The sequence below is a fragment of the Pseudomonas capeferrum genome, assembly GCF_013523055.1.
GTDB classification, from domain to species: domain Bacteria; phylum Pseudomonadota; class Gammaproteobacteria; order Pseudomonadales; family Pseudomonadaceae; genus Aquipseudomonas; species Aquipseudomonas capeferrum_A.
The window spans coordinates 1-17,665 of the sequence record NZ_JAAMQM010000004.1; the positions used below are offsets into that span (position 1 = coordinate 1).

Sequence of the window (17,665 nt, forward strand, 5' to 3'; positions counted from 1 at the left end):
CCGAACTCAGTAGTGAAACGATGCATCGCCGATGGTAGTGTGGAGCTTCTCCATGTGAGAGTAGGTCATCGTCAAGATTCATTTCGCAAAACCCCTATCTGCGCAAGCAGGTAGGGGTTTTGTCTTTTCCGGGATCCGAATACATCGTTCGCAGCGCAGCAATCAGACTCTGAAGAACGTACGGTAAGTGCCTGCGCCTCTTCCGCTCGACCCTCCATTCCTCAAAATCGACATCAATACATGCCCATTGAGCGCATGTCGACTTTTCCTTCAAGCAAAAGCGATTTGCCTGACTGTATCTAGGCAGGTATTCCCCGGTTTACTGGTGACTATCCAATAGGAAGGGGGCTGCAAATGGACAAATCGCTCTATTCACCCAAGAGCAGTTTCTTGGCCCAATTCGTACTCTGTTTTTCGATCTCGCTTTTTACCGCTATCCTAATCGAAGTGGGGAGTGGTCGTGCCCGGTACTGGGTAGGGATCTGGCCAAGTTATACGCATCTGCTGTTGAACCTCCACGAACCCATGGGCCGCCTGCGCTGGTTCCTTGGAGATATAAGTGAAATCACTTTCTACAAGCACGAGCTTCCAGCCCTAGGCTTACTTGCGGGTGCCTGGCTGGCTCATTGGGCTCAGCGTCATGGCCGTTGCTGGCAGGGTTTCAGCATGTGCTATGCCAGCAGTTTATGGCCATGGCTAGTCACCAGTTCGCTACTGGGTCTTCTGCTCAGTCATCTTTTCTGGGGCTGGACCCTGAACGCAGGCGCGTGGCAACCGACATTCGTCGCTTTCGTATCAGTGCCGGCTGCTTGGGTGCTGATGTACGGCAAGGGGTGGAAAGTCGCTCTGACAGGTGCCTTACTTGGGCCTTTGCTGGTAACCCCAGCCAGCTTGCTGTTGGTCAACTACGTGTGCGTTCCCCTGGCACTACCGCCAGCCATAGGTAGCGTTACGGGGATGGCGTTAGCGGGTGTAGTGGCATTTACCTTGAATAGAAAGTTTTCCAAGGTGCGACATAGCCAGCCCAACGTTATTACCGTAGCGAAGGAGCATGCGCAAACGGGCGGCTATGGCCTGGTCTGGATACTGCGCCGCGTGCTGGCCGATTTCAGCGAAGCGTTCTTCCTGGGAAATGAGCTTGCCAGTTTCGGTTTGCTATCGGGGGCGCTCGCTGCGTACGCATTGACCCCTGCCAGTCCTGCCTATGGATCCGTGCTCTTACCAGAAATAATCATTGGTCAGGCGCTGGCTTCGTTGATAGGTGTATTGGTGTGGCGTCGACATTGGATGAGCCATGGCTGGTACCCGACGTATATTCCTGTCGTCTCGATTGTGCCGGTAGCGATATTGACCCTCGGAGGCAGTTGGCCCGTGGTAGCACTCAGCGCAGGCCTTGGCGCATTGATCGGGCCGCCCCTGGCATGCGCCATCAACTTACGACTACCCACGTACCTGCCGTCTTACATAGGCTGCATGCTGGCAATGGCGTTGAGCACTTTAGTGCTGGTCCCTCTGGTGGGAGTACTAACGAAATATCTACCTGCCTGACGAGCGGGACGAGCGAAATGATGGCGCCTGTGTACTGAACAAGAGCACCTGGCGCCATCCTATGCTCGGCATATCCCAACGTCTCGGGGCAGTTCCACCAGGTGCGACAAAAGCGCACTAATAAATACGTGACTTTATCTCGCATTGCCTACGTCAAGACTTTGTCCGTGCCGTATTGTTGGCTACTGGGCAGATCGACGTCAGCGCACCGCGCTGAATATTCTGGACTTCATCACCGCATTATCACTTGAGGTAATTAGCAAGATGGCCAAGGCCGCCGATGTCGTTGTGCAATGCCTGGAAAACGAAGGTGTCGAGTATGTGTTCGGCATTCCTGGCGAGGAAAACCTCGACCTGCTCGAATCCCTGCGCAAGTCGAAGATCAAGCTGGTCCTGACCCGGCACGAGCAGTCCGCAGGCTTCATGGCCGCCACCTACGGCCGCCTGACCGGCAAGACCGGCGTCAGCCTGTCGACCCTCGGCCCAGGCGCGACCAACCTGGTGACCGCCAGCGCCTACGCCTATCTCGGCGGCATGCCGATGATGATGATCACCGGGCAAAAGCCGATCAAGAAGTCCAAGCAAGGCCGCTTCCAGATCATCGACGTGTGCGGCATGATGGACCCCATCACCAAGTACACTCACCAGTTCGCCTCGGCCGACAATATCCCGTCGCGCATGCGTGAAGCTTTCCGTCTGGCCGAAGAGGAAAAGCCCGGCGCGGTGCACCTGGAGCTGCCGGAAGACATCGCCGCCGAGCAGACCGACAGCTTGCCCATCCCGCCGAGCCTGGCTCGTCGTCCACTGGCCGAGCACAAGGCCGTCGAGGCCGCCGTCGAGAAGCTCAAGACCGCCCGCAGCCCGATCCTGGTGATTGGTGCCGGCGCCAACCGCAAGATGACCGCCAAGGTCCTCAAGCAGCTGATCGACCAGACCGGTATCCCATTCATCACCACCCAGATGGGCAAGGGCGTGGTCGACGAGCGTCACCCGCGCTTCCTCGGCAACGCTGCGCTGTCGTCCGGTGACTTCGTGCACCGCGCCGTCGAAGCCGCCGACCTGATCATCAACATCGGTCACGACGTCATCGAGAAACCGCCGTTCTTCATGGTTCGTGGCGGCACCGAAGTCATTCACATCAACTTCCGCTCCGCCGAAGTCGATGCCGTGTACTTCCCGCAGATCGAAGTGATTGGCGACATCGCCAACGCCGTTTGGCAGATCGGCGAAGCCCTGAGCGACACCAGCCACTGGGACTTCACCCGCCTGTTGGCCATTCGCGAAGCCAACGAAGCACAGATCGCCGAAGGTGCCGACGACGACCGCTTCCCGGTCTACCCGCAGCGTCTGGTCGCCGACATCCGCCGCGCCCTGCCGTCCGAAGGCATCGTCGCCTTGGACAATGGCATCTACAAGATCTGGTTCGCGCGCAACTACAAGGCGCACAAGCCCAACACCGTGCTGCTCGACAACGCCCTGGCGACCATGGGCGCCGGCCTGCCCTCGGCCATGGCCGCGCACCTGGTCTACCCGGACCGTCCGGTGATCTCGGTCTGTGGCGATGGCGGTTTCATGATGAACAGCCAGGAACTGGAAACGGCCGTGCGCCTGGGCATGCACCTGACCGTGGTGATCCTGCGTGACGACGGCTACGGCATGATCCGCTGGAAGCAGGCCAACATGGGCTTCACCGATTTCGGCCTCGACTACGGCAACCCGGACTTCGTCAAGTACGCCGAAGCCTACGGCGCCAATGGTCACCGCGTGGAAAGCGCCGAAGGCTTCCTGCCGCTGCTCGAGCACTGCATCAAGACCCCAGGTGTGCATGTGATCGACTGCCCGGTCGATTACAGCGAGAACGACCGTATCCTCAACAGCGAACTGCGTGAGCGTGCCCTCGCTGTCTGAGTGCTGAGCTGATCGAGGGCATATCAGGTCGTCGAATCGTCGCTTCCCCGTTGATCTGCATCTGCAGACCGACGTGGAGGTGGCGTCGAGACGGCTGATATGCCCTAAGATCGCTGCCTCATAGACTTCCATACACCGATTACAGCTTTCGAGTGCGCTAGATAGTTAGCGACCCCAATGGTTCAGTCCTGGTCATGCTCGGCCCTCATTTATCTATTGAGAGCTGGCCAATGACCATCGGTTCCACTTACAACCATCCCGCCGATATTGCTGCAAAGCAGAGTGCCCAGCTCAATCCATGGGCCGCGCGTTTCCCTAATCCTCCCGATCTTTGCTTCGACTATCGTCGTCTGGTCGAACAGACAGGGGGCGTCGCGCACGCAACGAAGCAAGATCACCGTATTTGTATCGTCGGAGCAGGGGTGACAGGCTTGACTGCGGCCAGGGAGCTGCTGCGCTGCGGCTTTACCAACATTACGTTGATCGAACAGTCGCAACGTGTCGGCGGACGTCATCTGACAGTTCTGAATGAAACAGGTGACCACAAACGCCCCTCCACGCCATTCGAAATGGGCGCGATGCGCATGCCGTTTTTCAATCGCACAGGTGAAGCGCCAAAGGATGGGCGTTCATTGATGGCGTATTACGCGAAGCTTTTTGAGTTACATATTACCGATTTCCCAATCCTGGTACTCCGTGGGTGAATGCCACAGGTATCTACCTGCGGGAAGGGCAATTGATGGAGGAGGGCGCCCCTACGCTGCTGATATGGCGGAATGAGGATGGGACAACGCCACCACCAGCGTCTGTCTTGCGAGACGTCCATGACAAATGGCATCGGTTTACAGAGCGCATGGCTCGACAGATTGCTGCTTCATATGGCGGCCCTGGATGGGAAGCGTTCTGGGCCGCCATCGTTGAACGTTACCGTCGGCTCTCGTTTCGCGATTTGGTCAGACTGCCGGCCATCATCGAATGGAGCGAAGCAAGCCCTGGCGACTTTGGTGGATTGGGCATGACCGATGACGAGTCGGCGATCTTCTATGCCTTCGGTATCGGCGATGGAAGCTGGGGTGCTTTCTACGACGTATGCTGCCTGTATCCGTTACGCACGGCCATGTTCGGCTTCAGTAGTCATCTGCAGTTGGTCCATGGACGCGTGGATGAACAAGGCTTTCCTTACGCCGCACCGTTTTTGGAGGCAGATGCGGTGAGCGACAGCAGAGGTCTCAAGTTTGAGGCGCCTTCCTACCTCGGACTGGCGGCGCTCGACGAATGCCTTCTGTTCATGAATATCGAAGAGATCGGAGAATCATTGTATAGCCATTGCCTGAAACGCCAGGACGGATTGCTCACCGACAGCTCGGTCCACGGGTTGCGCAAGCTGCCAGATGGCAGCATCCGTGTGGAATATCGCTGGCAGGGCAGTGTGCCCCAAGATTTGCCTTCTCTTGCGATCGGCAGCCTGGGCGGAACCGTGAGCATGCAGGCCCACGAATCGGGCGGGGGGGTGATGCCCCGCCTCGACTGTTCGGACCTGCTGGCGTCCCTACCGCAACTGGCCGGACTGGCGCGGATCAGCGCTACCACGTTATGCCTTCTCCCCAGTGCTTCCCTGGATTTCGTGCAATTGATGGAGGCCCTGCGATGGGCCAAGACACGGGTGGAAGAGGGCGCAGATGCGGTGATTCTGACCCAGGGAACCGACAGCCTGGAAGAGGCGGCTTATTTCCTTGATCTGTTATGGCCCCATGAGGCGCCTCTGGTACTCACCGGCGCCATGCGCGCGTCCGACAAGCCAGGCGCCGATGGCCCGGCCAACTTGCTGGCCGCGGTACAGGTCGCACTTGCAGTCTCGAGCCGTGGCCGGGGTGTGCAGGTGGTAATGAACGACCAGATTCATGCCGCCGCCCGGGTGCGTAAGGTCGATAGCTTGGCGATGGCGACATTTTCCTCACCCGGCTTTGGGCCCGAAGGCGTGATGGTCGAGGGTCAGCCCTGTTATCTACGCGCACCTGTACTCCGAACGGTGCTGCCGGAACCTGTGCGTGCGGTACACAAGGTGGCACTGCTGGAAGCGTGTCTGGCCGCCGATGCATCATTGCTCGAGCGCGTGCTAGAGGCAGGTTACGAAGGACTGGTAGTCGCAGGTTTCGGTGCTGGTCATGTTTCGCAGGCGTGGGCACAGTGTCTTGAGGCGATAGCCACGCGCCTGCCAGTCGTTGTCGCGAGCCGCACGGGTAGCGGCTCCACCGCTCAGGCCTCTTATGGCTTTACCGGAGGGGAGATGGATTTGCAGGCAAAGGGTATCGTCCTGGCAGGGTTCCTGTGCCCACGCAAATGCAGAGTGCTGCTTTGGTTATTGTTGGGAAGTCACCTGCAAGCGCATCTACCTAGCCACCTGCCCAAGAGACTGTGAAGCTTCTTGCCTGAACTCCTGGAAAGTGGCCTCGCGCCTTGGTAGGCGCGAGGCCGATACCGCTGCTAGCCCCCCACCATCCTTGATCCCGCCTGATCTGTGCTACGGTGCTGACAAATTTCCATTGCGGACACCCAGCCCATGCTCATCCCCCTCACCGAGAAAGAATTCAATCGTCTGGAAGATCTCCTGTTCAAGTACGGCAACGACTTTTCCGTATTGAACATGGCCGAATTGAACGGCTTCTTCGTGGCGCTTGCCAGCTCACCGAATACTGTCACCCCTGAACACTGGCTGCCTGTGGTCAGCGGCGGCAAGGTGCCCAAGTTCAAGAAACCAGCCGAGGAAGAAGCCTATACGGCCTTGATGCTGCGTTATTACGATGAGATCAAGACCCAGCTGGCCGAGGAACTCGAGACCTTCGAGCCGGTGTTCGAGGTGTCGGAGAATGAAAACGGCCCGGTGATCGTGATGGAAGAGTGGTGCTTCGGCTATATGCGCGGTGTTCAAGTGGCCAATTGGACCGAATTGCCGCTAACGCAGGATGCGCATCTGAAGGCAATCTCCCTGCACGGTCTGGAAGACAACTTCGAGTTGCTCGACCAGATGAGCTTCGAAGAACATCAGGCCTGCGTTCCAGGAATAATCGAAGCGGCGCGCAGTCTGTATCGATATCAGCGCAAATGTCAGCAGGGCTGACACTCTCTGCCATTCGATGCAATGTTTCTCGTCACGTTGCGCCACCACTCAGCGTATCGATGACTGACAGGCGGTGGTGGCTGTGACTCTTGAAGGGGACATTCCCTCGGTAGGGGCTGTAGCCGTCCGATGCTTGCAACGGACTCTGTGGGAGCGGGTTCACCCGCGAATACGCCGGTGAATTCTCTGCCACATTCGCGGGTGAACCCGCTCCCACAGACTGGACTGCCCGGCCAAAATCCGCGCTGTACCTGTTGGCGCAGACTTGTCGATGCGTTGAAGCGCAAGGCTATTCAACGACCGCTTTTACACCCATGCACCCGCAAAGCCCGCTGCGCAAACTCCCGCCAACTCATCTTCCGCTTCTCCAGCGGCCCAGGCTCAACCACTTTTCCAGCCATCATTACTGGCATATCCCGCAATCGCACCCATGGCTCATTCTGCCAATACAACAGCGTCGCCGTTCGCTTCCCGGACCAGCACATCTGCCCGAGTCGCGGCGCATCGTCCTTCCAGTTCGCCTGTCCATCGCGCAGCACCGTCACTACCTCGTGGGCCAGCCACCAGCACAGATGACGGTTCTCCGGAATATGGTGATGCGCCAGCAAGGTATAGGCTCCTGACTCGCTGACCATGGTGGTCTGCTGGACTGGCCGTTGCGCAGCAGTTGCACGTTGCGATGCTGGTCGGGATCGAGTTTGCGAATGCAGTGTTTGTCGAAGTAGCGGCCTGTGAGGCGTCCGAGTTCGTGGGCGCAGAACCAGGCTTGGGATTCGAGCCAGACCATGTGGAGAGGGCGGTTGTGACGGGTGAAGAGGATCGCCTCGTGGAGGTCAGCCATGGCCGAATCTCCTCGACTTCAAGGATTCGAACAGGCGTGACGCATGCCCGAAAAGCCAGCGAACGTTCGCTTCGTTAGGCATTTCCATTACCCCTACGTGTTATGACAGCTTTCCTGGAGCTGGGTGTCGGGAGCTAAGAAACCCCACGTAGAGGGCCGGACATATTCCCCTTTCGGGTCTTTTATTAGTCCACTCCCGACATAACACGTGTTTCTGCGCGCAGGAGTAAACCACAGGCAAAACAAGCCGCATCACGTGAGGCGTTTCTCAGGCGCCGATGACAACGAAAGGATGACCTGAGAACGAGTCAAAGTATTAAAAGTAGGAAAAATCTGATTTTGATACAGAGAAAGGCATGACCCATTGCCGACGCATTGGGCGGTTGAGATCGGCCCAGGTGGCTTTCCACATCATAAAAAAGGCTGCCCCAGGGCAGCCTTCATGCAGACATGAACCGGGACCCATCAATCCCAGCTCAAAGCCCCACCGGTCTGATACTCGATCACCCGCGTCTCGAAGAAGTTCTTCTCTTTCTTCAAGTCCATGATCTCGCTCATCCACGGGAACGGGTTGGTCGTCCCCGGATACTCTTCCTTCAACCCGATCTGGGTCAGACGACGGTTGGCGATGAACTTGAGGTAATCTTCCATCATTGCCGCGTTCATCCCCAGCACCCCGCGAGGCATGGTGTCACGCGCGTATTCGATCTCCAGCTGAGTACCCTGCAGAATCATCTGCGTGGCCTCTTCCTTCATCGCCGCATCCCACAGGTGCGGGTTCTCGATCTTGATCTGGTTGATCACGTCGATGCCGAAGTTCAGGTGCATGGACTCGTCACGCAGGATGTACTGGAACTGCTCGGCGACGCCGGTCATCTTGTTGCGACGACCCATCGACAGGATCTGGGTGAAGCCGCAGTAGAAGAAGATGCCTTCCAGAACGCAGTAGTAGGCGATCAGGTTGCGCAGCAGCTCCTTGTCGGTCTCGACGGTGCCGGTGTTGAATTCCGGGTCGGAGATGGCGCGGGTGTACTTCAGACCCCAGGCGGCTTTCTTCGCGACTGACGGGATCTCGTGGTACATGTTGAAGATCTCGCCTTCATCCATGCCCAGCGACTCGATGCAGTACTGGTAGGCGTGGGTGTGGATCGCCTCTTCGAAGGCCTGGCGCAGGATGTACTGGCGGCACTCGGGGTTGGTGATCAGGCGGTACACGGCCAGGGCCAGGTTGTTGGCAACCAGGGAGTCTGCGGTGGAGAAGAAGCCGAGGTTGCGCATGACGATGCGGCGCTCGTCGTCGGTCAGGCCTTCCGGGTTCTTCCAGAGGGCGATGTCCGCGGTCATGTTGACCTCTTGCGGCATCCAGTGGTTGGCGCAACCGTCCAGGTACTTCTGCCAGGCCCAGTCGTACTTGAAGGGCACCAGCTGGTTGAGGTCGGCACGGCAGTTGATCATGCGCTTCTCGTCGACCGCGACGCGGGCCGAGGAGCCTTCCAGCTCGGCCAGGCCTTCGGCGATGTCGAGTTCGTTCAAGGCAGCCTTGGCGCGCTTGACCGCTTCGGAATCGGTGGCGGTGGCGACACGAGCTTCCTGAGCCGCGACACCGCCTGCGGCATCGAGCTTGTCGAGGTTGGCAGCGGCGCTAGATTGGGCAGCGGTGCTGCCTTTGGCGGCGACTTCGCCGTCTTCGTTATCGAATTCGTCCCAGCTCAGCATGGGGAGGTTCTCCTGCTTGAGGGCCATCTATGGAGTATGGCCGGTGGATCTTGGTTGCGGTGCCTTGGCCCCGGTTGGGTGCTGCGATGCACGCAAATCTGGATTGGCCCTTTTGGGGCGGCCGTGGCTGTTGGGTCCACGGCTTATTGTGTCTGACTGGGGGAGAGGCGGTGGGTTTTGCCGACCTCCGCTCCCACAGGGTCCGCGGTGTCGCGGAGAATGCATCGAGGCTTCCCTGGGGAAGCCTCGGCGAGGCCTTACTGGCAGGCTTCGCAATCCGGCTCGTCGATGGCACAGGCCTTCGGCACCGGCGCGGGGCCCGCGGCTTGCAACGGAGCGCTGTCGCCGCCGCTGGAAACGGCGTTGAGCTTGCCGGTGTTGATGGTCGACTTCTCGGTGCTGGTCGCGGCCAGGGCACGGAGGTAGTAGGTGGTCTTCAGGCCACGGTACCAGGCCATGCGGTAGGTCACGTCGAGCTTCTTGCCCGAAGCGCCGGCGATGTACAGGTTCAGCGACTGGGCCTGGTCGATCCACTTCTGGCGACGGCTGGCCGCGTCGACGATCCACTTGGTCTCGACTTCGAAGGCGGTGGCGTACAGGTCTTTCAGCTCTTGCGGGATACGCTCGATCTGCTGCACGGAGCCGTCGTAGTACTTGAGGTCGTTGATCATGACCGAGTCCCACAGGCCGCGAGCCTTGAGGTCGCGTACCAGGTACGGGTTGATCACGGTGAACTCGCCCGACAGGTTCGATTTCACGTACAGGTTCTGGTAGGTCGGCTCGATGGACTGCGACACGCCGGTGATGTTGGCGATGGTCGCGGTCGGCGCGATGGCCATGATGTTCGAGTTACGAATACCTTTCTGTACGCGAGCCCGCACCGGAGCCCAGTCCAGGGTCTCTTCCAGGTTGACGTCGATGTACTTGGCGCCACGGGCCTCGATCAGGATCTGCTGGGAGTCCAGCGGCAGGATGCCCTTGGACCACAGCGAACCCTGGAACGTCTCGTAGGCGCCGCGCTCGTCGGCCAGGTCGCAGGAGGCCTGGATGGCGAAGTAGCTGACCGCTTCCATCGACTTGTCGGCGAACTCGACGGCGGCATCGGAGCCGTAAGGGATGTGCTGCAGGTACAGCGCGTCCTGGAAGCCCATGATGCCCAGGCCGACAGGGCGGTGCTTGAAGTTCGAGTTACGCGCTTGCGGCACCGAGTAGTAGTTGATGTCGATCACGTTGTCGAGCATGCGCACGGCAGTGTTGACGGTGCGCTGCAGCTTGACGGTGTCCAGCTGGCCATCGACGATGTGGTTCGGCAGGTTGATCGAGCCCAGGTTGCAGACCGCGATCTCGTCCTTGTTGGTGTTCAAGGTGATCTCGGTGCACAGGTTCGAGCTGTGCACCACGCCCACGTGCTGCTGTGGCGAACGCAGGTTGCACGGATCCTTGAAGGTCAGCCATGGATGGCCGGTCTCGAACAGCATCGACAGCATCTTGCGCCACAGATCCTTGGCCTGGATGGTCTTGAATACCTTGATCTTGTTGTATTCGGTCAGGGCTTCGTAGTACTCGTAGCGCTCTTCGAAAGCCTTGCCGGTCAAGTCGTGCAGGTCCGGCACTTCGTTGGGCGAGAACAGGGTCCACTTGCCGTCATCGAAGACACGCTTCATGAACAGGTCGGGGATCCAGTTGGCGGTGTTCATGTCGTGGGTACGACGGCGATCGTCACCGGTGTTCTTGCGCAGCTCGATGAATTCTTCGATGTCCAGGTGCCAGGTTTCCAGGTAGGCGCAGACAGCGCCCTTGCGCTTGCCACCCTGGTTCACGGCGACGGCGGTGTCGTTGACCACTTTCAGGAAGGGTACGACGCCCTGGGATTTGCCATTGGTGCCCTTGATGTAGGAGCCCAGCGCGCGCACTGGAGTCCAATCGTTGCCCAGGCCACCGGCGAATTTCGACAGCATGGCGTTGTCGTGAATCGCGTGGTAGATGCCCGACAGGTCGTCCGGCACGGTGGTCAGGTAGCAGCTCGACAGCTGCGGACGCAGGGTGCCGGCGTTGAACAGGGTCGGAGTCGAAGCCATGTAGTCGAAGGACGACAACAGGTTGTAGAACTCGATCGCGCGGGCTTCCTTGTCCTTCTCTTCCAGCGCCAGACCCATGGCCACGCGCATGAAGAATACCTGTGGCAGCTCGAAGCGCACGCCATCCTTGTGGATGAAGTAGCGGTCGTACAGGGTCTGCAGGCCCAGGTAGGTGAACTGCTGGTCGCGCTCGTGCTGGATCGCCTGGCCCAGCTTCTCCAGGTCGAAGTCGGCCAGGGCAGGGTTGAGCAGTTCGAACTCGATGCCCTTGGCCACATAGGCTGGCAGCGCCTTGGCGTACAGTTCGGCCATCTCGTGGTGAGTGGCGCTCTCGGCCACGTTGAGGAAGGTCAGGCCTTCGGCGCGCAGGGTGTCCATCAGCAGGCGGGCGGTGACGAACGAGTAGTTCGGCTCGCGCTCGACCAGGGTCCGGGCGGTCATCACCAGGGCCGTGTTCACGTCCTTGATGGCCACGCCGTCGTAGAGGTTCTTCAGGGTTTCGCGCTGGATCAGCTCGCCATCGACTTCGGCCAGGCCTTCGCAGGCCTCGGTGATGATGGTGTTCAGACGCGCCATGTCCAGCGGCGCCAGGCTGCCGTCGGCCAAGGTGATGCGGATGCTCGGGTGCGGCTCGACCACGGAGTCGACGTTGGCGCGAGTGGCGCGCTCCTTGGCGCGCTGGTCGCGGTAGATCACGTAGTCGCGAGCGACTTTCTGCTCGCCGGCGCGCATCAGGGCCAGTTCGACCTGGTCCTGGATCTCCTCGATGTGGATGGTGCCGCCCGAGGGCATGCGACGCTTGAAGGTGGCGGTGACCTGCTCGGTCAGGCGCGCGACGGTGTCGTGGATGCGCGACGAGGCGGCCGCGGTGCCGCCTTCAACTGCGAGGAACGCCTTGGTGATGGCGACGGTGATCTTGTCGTCGGTGTAGGGGACGACAGTGCCGTTGCGCTTGATCACGCGCAGTTGGCCAGGCGCGGTGGCGGCCAGATCCTGGTTCGAATCGGCGGCCTGCGGCACCTGGGCCTGCGGGTTCTCGCGAGTTGCGTCGGTTTGCATGGGTGTCTCCACAGTCTCTAAGTTTGTCCAGGCGCCCCGAAGGCGCCACCGTTCCGTCCATCTGTTCGATTACCTTCGCGGGGGATGGGCGCAAACGCACGCATCCGCCCGGGCGGGCGTACGCACTTCGGGACAGATCAGGAAAAAAAAGGCAATTGCTTGCCGCTCCCTGGCCGAAGTCAAAAGTTCTGGGCTAGTCCCAAATCCGTTGCTACCGGGTGGCAGGCCCTGCCTGCATCACCCCACCTCACAAGACCCCGAGCGGGCTTGCCTTGGTCGCCTCCGCAGGAGCGGTTTGGCTGCTGAAATCACTTGAATACATAAAGGAAAAAGCACTTGAGTTTCGTGCCTGACCTGTGCTTGGGAAAAGCTTCAAAACCCAAGATGTAGTGTTTCGCCGCGATGGGGATACAAGATAATGCGGTATCCGGTCCTTTGCAAGGCGACGGACTGTGGATAAGTTGTGAGTAGATTGTGAGTGATTTCGGTACGTTGGCTGTAGGCCTTGTCCCCAGCGCTTTTCAGCATTTTTCCACAACCGAAAGCTCGACAGAGTTTTTTTTGCAGCAGGTGCCTGGCACGAAATTCGCCTTCATCATCCCTTTCGAGCGATGCCGAAGGCTGGCATCGAATCTTGTTCGCGACGTAGTATCTTCGATCGACAATGCCTTGGGCGCGATCGCCCTCAAGCCGACCCGCAGACAGCCGAGGTGCGCCGTGGAAACGTCAGGCAACCGCATTTTGATCGTCGAGGATGACCAGCGGCTGGCCGAACTGACCGCCGAGTACCTGCACGCCAATGGCTACGTGGTCGCGGTGGAGCACGATGGCGCCCGTGCCGCGCGGCGCATCCTCGACAGTCAGCCGGACCTGGTGATTCTCGATCTCATGCTGCCGGGCGAAGACGGTTTGAGTATCTGCCGCAGGGTGCGCGGGCATTATACCGGCTCTATCCTCATGCTCACCGCACGAAGCGACGAGCTGGACCAGGTACAAGGGTTGGACCTGGGTGCCGACGATTATGTTTGCAAACCCGTACGCCCGCGTCTTCTGCTGGCCCGTATCCATGCCCTGCTGCGCCGTGGCGAGTCGCCCGACAGCAAGCTTCGGAGCCTGTGCTTCGGCGCGTTGCGGGTCGACCAGGGCTTGCGCGAGGCCTGGCTGCATGAGCAAGGCATCGAGCTGACAGGAGCCGAGTTCGACCTGCTCTGGCTGCTGGTGAGCAATGCCGGACGGGTACTGTCGCGCGAGGAGATCTTCACCTCTCTGCGCGGTGTCGGCTACGACGGCCAGGACCGTTCCATCGATATCCGCATTTCGAAGATTCGTCCCAAGATAGGCGATGACCCGATACATCCCCGCATGATCAAGACTCTTCGTGGCAAGGGCTACCTGTTCGTCGCGCAAGCGGCACCGGCCCCACGCCCATGAATTCGATCTTCCTGCGCATCTACGGCGGCATGCTCGCCGTGCTGGTATTGGTGGGGATCCTGGGCGGGCTCAGCCTGCACCTGGTCAACGAGGTGCGCGCCGGCCAGCACCGCGAGCGCCTGGCGCAAGGCACGTTCAGCCTGATGGCCGACAATTTGGCCGGGCAGACCGACGTCGAGCGCACGCGATCTCTGCTGATCTGGGAGCGCTTGCTGGGCGTGCCGCTGGACCTGCAGCCGATGGCGATGCGTACCCTCGATGCCAGCCAGCGCAGCCGTCTGCAGAGCGGCCTGGTGGTCGTCGAGAAGACCGGCCCGCATGCGGCCCAGGTACTGCGGCAGGTCGGGCGCGAGGATCTGTTGCTGGTGGCGCAGATCAAGCAGGTCAGCGAACAGCTGGCGCGCGCTACTCTCTACCTGCTGGCAGATGAACTGGTGCGCTATCCCGTCACCGAGCAACAGCGGCGTCTGGCCGAAATCAAGACGAGCAAGGGCTTCGGGTTCGATATCGCCTTGCAACGCATCGAACGCGCCAGCCTGGACGACGACCAGCGACGCCGAGTGGAGGAGGGCGACACGGTGATGGCGCTGGACAAGGACGGCGATTCGATTCGCGTGTTCTCCGGGCTGTCAGGCTCGCCCTGGGTGCTGGAAATCGGCCCGCTTCGCCAGCTCAATCCCTATCCGCCGCAATTGCTGGTGCTGATCGCCTTCCTTGGCTTGTGCATGATCGGCCTGGTGGTCTACCTGCTGGTACGCCAGCTCGAGCGCCGTGTGTCCGGTCTCGAAGTCGCCGCGACGCGCATTGCCCAAGGCAGCCTCAACACCCGCGTGCCGGCGGATGATGCTGACTCGGTCGGGCGTCTGGCCGCGGCATTCAACGCAATGGCCGAGCACCTGCAACGTTCCCTGGAGATGCAGCGTGAACTGGTTCGCGCCGTTTCCCACGAACTGCGCACGCCGGTGGCACGGCTGCGCTTCGGTCTAGAGATGATCGAGAGCGCCAGCAGCGAACAGGCCCGTGCAAAGCACCTGCTCGGAATGGACGGCGATATCCAGGACCTGGACAGGCTGGTGGATGAAATGCTGACCTACGCCCGGCTCGAGCAGGGCGCGCCAGCGTTGCATTTCCAGCCCGTGGACCTCGATGCCCTGTTCGAGCGAGTGATCGCCGAACTGGCGCCCTTGCGCGCCGATGTGCGGTTGCTCCGTGGCGCATGCTCGGGCGGCGACAACGCGGGCGCCTGGGTGGAAGCCGAGCCGCGCTACCTGCACCGGGCGCTACAGAATCTGGTGAGCAATGCCCTGCGCCATGCCGAGTCGCAGGTGCGTCTGACCTATCAGTTGAGTGCCGAGGACTGTCGTATCGATGTCGAAGACGACGGCCCGGGGATACCGGAAAACGTTTGGGATCGCATCTTCACCCCGTTCACGCGGCTTGACGACAGCCGCGCCCGCGCGTCAGGCGGGCATGGATTGGGACTGTCCATCGTGCGCCGCATCGTCTATTGGCACGGCGGGCGGGCGATCGTGGGCCATGGCACCGTCTTGGCAGGCGCTCGCTTCAGCCTTGCATGGCCGCGTTCGCAGGCGCATTCGTGATGCTCAGACATTGACCAGACTGAGCAACTGCCTGTCTCGCAGGCTGAACTGACCTTCCAGCGTCTGGCCGCTGCGCCATTGCGCAGACAGGTCGGTGAGCAGACGCAGCCGGGCATGCCCCTCGAGCGTCCACTCCAGCACTTCGGCGTGTTCGAAATAAAAGCGTTGCCGGGTCAGGGGGTAGAGTGCCTTGAACAGGCTTTCCTTGAGCGAGAAGGTCAGGGTGACAGCCAAGGAAAGGTGCTCGCGGTCCAGCCTCAGGACCTCGGCCGGTGTCAGGATCTCGCCCATCAGGCGCTCCGCGCGCTCATCGCCCAAAAGGGTTTCTTGGTCCAGTCCCAGGCCTTGGCCGCTGCTATCGGCGGCGACCACCGCGGCGGCCCAGCCTTGGCCATGGGTAATCGACCCATGGACACCCGCAGGCCAGATGGGCGAGCGATCCTCGTGGGTCGTCGGCACATGGTCGCGACCGTCGAGCCGTCGTATCGCCGCGCGCGCGCAGACCCGGCCGGCCAGGTACTCGGCCTGGCGCTTGGCCACCGAGCGTTGCAGGCTGGGAGTCCGCTCGACCCCGGCGCGCTCGAAGTCGTCGGCGGCCAGGCAGGACGGATCGAACTTGCAACTGACCAATGCCGCGCCAGGAACCGGGCGCGGCAAAGGCCAGTGATGCTCAAGCGAGGTACAGCAGCGGGGAAGTGTATTCATGACGGCTATTGTGCCAGCGCTCGGCGCTGCGGGGGAGCCTGGTGCACGCAGACGGGCCCTGTCGTCGCGGTGATCGGGGTGCTTGCTGCGCTCGGCTACCGGGCCAGAGCGGACCACGAGCACTGCTTCGCTTCAGTTGACGAAAAGCTTGTCAAGAAACGCCTGCATATCGGCCCACGAGCGCTCATCGGCGTCCTTGCTGTAGGCAATGTCGGGGCCGCCGTGGCTATCATGTCCGGCATGCCCCAGCCGGTCGGCGTCCGGGTTGGTGAAACCGTGCTTGGCCCCGGGAAGGGTGACGAACTCGAAGCTTGCGCCGGCATCGTTCATTTCCTTCTTGAACGCCTCGACCTGCTGTTCGGTGACCATGCTGTCGGCGGCCCCATGCTCGACCAGTACCTTGGCCTTGACGCTGCCGGGCGTGGCTGGCGTCCGAGTGACCAAAGCGCCATGAAAGCTCACCACGCCGGCCAGCGGTTCGCCGCGCCGCGCGGCGTCGAGTACCACCTTGCCGCCAAAGCAGTAACCGATCGCCGCCAGCTTGTCGGTGTCCGTGCCGGGTTGCTTCTTCAGCAGTTCCACCCCGGCATTGAAGCGCTTGGCGGCGGCTTGCGGATCTTGCAGCGCTGCCGAACTGAACGCCTTGGCGTCGACCGGATGTTCGGTGTTCTTGCCATCGCCGTACATATCGATGGCCAGTGCGCTGTAGCCGAGCGCCGCCAGGTCGCGGGCGCGGCGCTTGGCATAGTCGTTGAGCCCCCACCATTCATGCACGACGACCACGCCGGGGCGCTTGCCGTCGACCGCATCGTCGTAGGCATAGTAGCCGACCAGGCGCTGGCCATCGGCGTCCTGATAGGGGATTTCGCGGGTCTGGACCGCCGCCTGGGCAAGCGCGGCATTGCAGATGAGAGCCAGGGCGAGCAGGGAACGCATGGTAGTACTCCTCGATAGCAGGGCAATGCAGCGGATTCGGCCGCCGTTCAAAGCGTCCCGCTTACTCTAGCTTCCAGACGCAAATAACGCCTCCGACTGTGCAACCTGCAGGCACTGGCATGAGATCATGTGGTCGCAGGTGATGGGCGCTCATTCATGAGGTATGCGTGTGAAACTGACAAGAACGGTTATTCCTGATGTCGTGGTCATGGAACCCACGATCTTCGCGGACGACAGAGGGTGGTTCTATGAGCTGTACAACGAGAAGACTTTCCATGGCCTGTTGAAGGCCCATGATCTTCCGGTGCCACGGCCCTTCGTCCAGGACAACTGTTCGATGTCCAGAAAGGGCGTGGTGCGTGGTTTGCACTACCAATTGCCTCCGCATGCGCAAGGCAAGCTGGTCAGTGTGAGTCAAGGGGCGGTATTCGACGTTGCCGTGGATATCCGCAAGGGGTCGCCCACGTTCGGACAGTGGGTCGGCATGGAGTTGAGCGCGGCCAATCGACGGATGCTATGGATTCCGGAAGGTTTCGCCCATGGTTTCATGGCGCTCGAGGACGACACCGTGTTCCATTACAAGACCACCGATACCTATTCCAAGGCGAGTGAGCGCAGCATTGCCTGGGACGATGCGGACCTGGCGATCGACTGGCCTGTGCTCGATGCCCTCATCGTCAGTGAAAAGGACGCATTGGCGCCGCTTGCCGTCGATGCCGATCTC

11 protein-coding genes and 2 pseudogenes are annotated in these 17,665 nt (G+C 60.6%); 8 read left to right on the forward strand and 5 right to left on the reverse strand.

Going from position 1 to position 17,665, the window contains the following annotated elements:
• The first annotated feature begins 354 nt into the window (after positions 1–354).
• The 5 genes and pseudogenes from G7009_RS05585 (at position 355) to G7009_RS05600 (ending at position 6,574) form a co-directional block, all read left to right on the forward strand.
• A complete protein-coding gene (locus tag G7009_RS05585; RefSeq protein WP_181128951.1) occupies positions 355–1,548 on the forward strand; it encodes a hypothetical protein in 1,194 nt (397 codons plus the stop codon).
• A gap of 264 nt (positions 1,549–1,812) precedes the next feature.
• Positions 1,813–3,456 carry an acetolactate synthase large subunit gene (locus tag G7009_RS05590; protein ID WP_181128952.1) on the forward strand — a complete coding sequence of 548 codons (1,644 nt, stop codon included), beginning with the start codon at positions 1,813–1,815 and terminating at the stop codon, positions 3,454–3,456.
• Positions 3,457–3,686: 230 nt separating this feature from the next.
• A pseudogene (locus G7009_RS27660) lies at positions 3,687–4,891 on the forward strand (FAD-dependent oxidoreductase); the annotation flags it as partial.
• Positions 4,886–5,875 carry an asparaginase gene (locus G7009_RS27665; RefSeq protein ID WP_308813317.1) on the forward strand — a complete coding sequence of 330 codons (990 nt, stop codon included), beginning with the start codon at positions 4,886–4,888 and terminating at the stop codon, positions 5,873–5,875. The pseudogene G7009_RS27660 and the gene G7009_RS27665, both read left to right, overlap by 6 nt.
• 141 nt (positions 5,876–6,016) lie before the next feature.
• Positions 6,017–6,574, forward strand: coding sequence for a UPF0149 family protein (locus tag G7009_RS05600; RefSeq protein ID WP_181128953.1), 558 nt, complete (start codon positions 6,017–6,019; stop codon positions 6,572–6,574).
• A 293-nt stretch (positions 6,575–6,867) separates the two neighbouring features.
• On the opposite strand, the gene G7009_RS27670 is transcribed toward G7009_RS05600, so the two are convergent.
• The 3 genes from G7009_RS27670 to G7009_RS05615 form a co-directional block, all read right to left on the reverse strand.
• Positions 6,868–7,209: a hypothetical protein gene (locus G7009_RS27670; protein ID WP_258197875.1), complete on the reverse strand. Its 342-nt coding sequence runs from the start codon at positions 7,207–7,209 to the stop codon at positions 6,868–6,870.
• A gap of 671 nt (positions 7,210–7,880) precedes the next feature.
• Complete coding sequence (locus tag G7009_RS05610; protein ID WP_181128954.1) at positions 7,881–9,131, reverse strand: ribonucleotide-diphosphate reductase subunit beta; 1,251 nt, start codon at positions 9,129–9,131, stop codon at positions 7,881–7,883.
• Between the two features lie 257 nt (positions 9,132–9,388).
• Positions 9,389–12,268, reverse strand: a complete 2,880-nt coding sequence (locus G7009_RS05615; protein ID WP_181128955.1) for a ribonucleoside-diphosphate reductase subunit alpha — start codon at positions 12,266–12,268, stop codon at positions 9,389–9,391.
• A 717-nt stretch (positions 12,269–12,985) separates the two neighbouring features.
• Here G7009_RS05615 and G7009_RS05620 point away from each other — a divergent pair.
• Both G7009_RS05620 and G7009_RS05625 read left to right on the forward strand, forming a co-directional pair.
• A complete protein-coding gene (locus G7009_RS05620; RefSeq protein WP_181128956.1) occupies positions 12,986–13,699 on the forward strand; it encodes a response regulator transcription factor in 714 nt (237 codons plus the stop codon).
• The gene (locus G7009_RS05625) at positions 13,696–15,300 is read left to right on the forward strand and encodes an ATP-binding protein (protein ID WP_181128957.1); all 1,605 of its coding nucleotides are present in this window, start codon (positions 13,696–13,698) and stop codon (positions 15,298–15,300) included. Before G7009_RS05620 ends, G7009_RS05625 begins: the two co-directional genes overlap by 4 nt.
• A gap of 3 nt (positions 15,301–15,303) precedes the next feature.
• On the opposite strand, the gene G7009_RS05630 is transcribed toward G7009_RS05625, so the two are convergent.
• Positions 15,304–16,005: a 4'-phosphopantetheinyl transferase family protein gene (locus G7009_RS05630; protein WP_181128958.1), complete on the reverse strand. Its 702-nt coding sequence runs from the start codon at positions 16,003–16,005 to the stop codon at positions 15,304–15,306.
• Between the two features lie 132 nt (positions 16,006–16,137).
• The gene (locus tag G7009_RS05635; protein ID WP_181128959.1) at positions 16,138–16,941 is read right to left on the reverse strand and encodes a dienelactone hydrolase family protein; all 804 of its coding nucleotides are present in this window, start codon (positions 16,939–16,941) and stop codon (positions 16,138–16,140) included.
• Between the two features lie 169 nt (positions 16,942–17,110).
• Here G7009_RS05635 and rfbC point away from each other — a divergent pair.
• Positions 17,111–17,650 (forward strand): annotated as a pseudogene (gene rfbC, locus G7009_RS28155) (dTDP-4-dehydrorhamnose 3,5-epimerase); the annotation flags it as partial.
• Positions 17,651–17,665: the final 15 nt, after the last annotated feature.

Coding starts and splice junctions, on each gene's coding strand:
- G7009_RS05585 (WP_181128951.1), top strand. CDS start 355: ATGGACAAATCGCTCTATTCACCCAAGAGCAGTTTCTTGGCCCAATTC.
- G7009_RS05590 (WP_181128952.1), top strand. CDS start 1,813: ATGGCCAAGGCCGCCGATGTCGTTGTGCAATGCCTGGAAAACGAAGGT.
- G7009_RS05600 (WP_181128953.1), top strand. CDS start 6,017: ATGCTCATCCCCCTCACCGAGAAAGAATTCAATCGTCTGGAAGATCTC.
- G7009_RS27670 (WP_258197875.1), bottom strand. CDS start 7,209: ATGGTCAGCGAGTCAGGAGCCTATACCTTGCTGGCGCATCACCATATT.
- G7009_RS05610 (WP_181128954.1), bottom strand. CDS start 9,131: ATGCTGAGCTGGGACGAATTCGATAACGAAGACGGCGAAGTCGCCGCC.
- G7009_RS05615 (WP_181128955.1), bottom strand. CDS start 12,268: ATGCAAACCGACGCAACTCGCGAGAACCCGCAGGCCCAGGTGCCGCAG.
- G7009_RS05625 (WP_181128957.1), top strand. CDS start 13,696: ATGAATTCGATCTTCCTGCGCATCTACGGCGGCATGCTCGCCGTGCTG.
- G7009_RS05630 (WP_181128958.1), bottom strand. CDS start 16,005: ATGAATACACTTCCCCGCTGCTGTACCTCGCTTGAGCATCACTGGCCT.
- G7009_RS05635 (WP_181128959.1), bottom strand. CDS start 16,941: ATGCGTTCCCTGCTCGCCCTGGCTCTCATCTGCAATGCCGCGCTTGCC.